General features: G+C 23.5%; 1 pseudogene. It reads right to left on the reverse strand.

The window, feature by feature from the left end:
* Window positions 1-213, reverse strand: a pseudogene (locus AACQ14_RS24430) (ADP-ribosylglycohydrolase family protein); the annotation flags it as partial.

The following is a 213-nucleotide window of genomic DNA, read 5'->3' on the forward strand; positions in this document are numbered from 1 at the left end:
TTTAAAATTACATATTTCTTTATTATAATCTTCATAGCAATATTTATCTATAAAGTCTATAGTTTGCCTAAAAGCAATGCTTTTATTGCTACCTTTAATCAAATTTATAGCATATTCAACATATATTATACATGCTAATTTTGCACGACTATGTGCATGAGTTAATGAAGAAACATTTTCAATAATTTTTATCTTTTCCATAGGTGATATATC

Source organism: Vallitalea maricola, from assembly GCF_036985595.1.
GTDB classification, from domain to species: Bacteria; Bacillota; Clostridia; order Lachnospirales; family Vallitaleaceae; genus Vallitalea; species Vallitalea maricola.